General features: G+C 66.5%; 1 protein-coding gene. It reads right to left on the bottom strand.

Annotation, left to right across the window (positions count from 1 at the left end; all coding sequences use genetic code 11):
- The coding region (locus ABWI04_RS42745) for an RNA polymerDNA-directed RNA polymerase subunit B (protein ID WP_502913228.1) at nucleotides 1-1055 on the bottom strand (1055 nt) is incomplete at both ends.

The raw sequence follows: 1055 nt of genomic DNA, 5'->3' as shown, positions 1-1055 counted from the left end.
CTGCGCAGCAGCGGCACCGACTGCCGCTGCATGTTCGAGCCCATCAGCGCCCGGTTGGCGTCGTCGTGCTCCAGGAACGGGATCATCGCGGTCGCCACGGACACCATCTGGCGCGGTGAGACGTCCATGTAGTCGACCTCGTCGGGCCGGATGGCCTCGATCTCGCCGCCCTTGCGGCGGACGAGCACGCGCTGCTCGGCGAAGGTCCCGTCGGGGCCGATCGGCGTGTTGGCCTGCGCGATGACGTAGCGGTCCTCGACATCGGCGGTCAGGTAGTCGATCTCGTCGGTCACGCGGCCTTCGACGACCTTGCGGTAGGGCGTCTCGATGAAGCCGAACGGGTTGACGCGGGCGTAGGACGACAGGGACCCCATCAGGCCGATGTTCGGGCCTTCGGGCGTCTCGATCGGACACATCCGCCCGTAGTGCGACGGGTGGACGTCACGAACCTCCATGCTCGCCCGCTCACGCGACAGACCGCCCGGACCGAGCGCGTTCAGGCGGCGCTTGTGGGTGAGGCCGGCCAGGGGGTTGGTCTGGTCCATGAACTGCGACAGCTGGCTGGTGCCGAAGAACTCCTTGATGGAGGCCACCACCGGCCGGATGTTGATCAACGTCTGCGGCGTGATCGCCTCGACGTCCTGCGTCGTCATCCGCTCCCGGACCACCCGCTCCATACGGGCCAGCCCCACGCGCACCTGGTTCTGGATCAGCTCCCCCACCGTGCGCAGCCGCCGGTTGCCGAAGTGGTCGATGTCATCGACCTCGATCGGCACCGCCACACTGCCCAGGGTCGCCTCCTCCTCACCCGCGTGAAGACGCACCAGATACTCGATCGTGGCGACGATGTCGTCCTCGGTCAACGTCCCCTGGTTCATGTCCAGGTCCAGACCGAGCTTCTTGTTGATCTTGTAACGGCCGACCTTCGCCACGTCGTACCGCTTGGGATTGAAGTACAGATTCTCCAGCAGCGTCTGCGCCGACTCACGCGTCGGCGGCTCACCCGGACGCAGCTTGCGATAGATGTCCAGCAGCGCGTCATCCTGCCCGGACGT

It is taken from the genome of Actinomadura sp. NPDC000929, from assembly GCF_040492065.1.
Taxonomy (GTDB): Bacteria; Actinomycetota; Actinomycetes; order Streptosporangiales; family Streptosporangiaceae; genus Spirillospora; species Spirillospora verrucosospora.
Note: the sequence above shows the minus strand (reverse complement) of the source record. Positions and strands in the feature narration are given on the sequence as shown.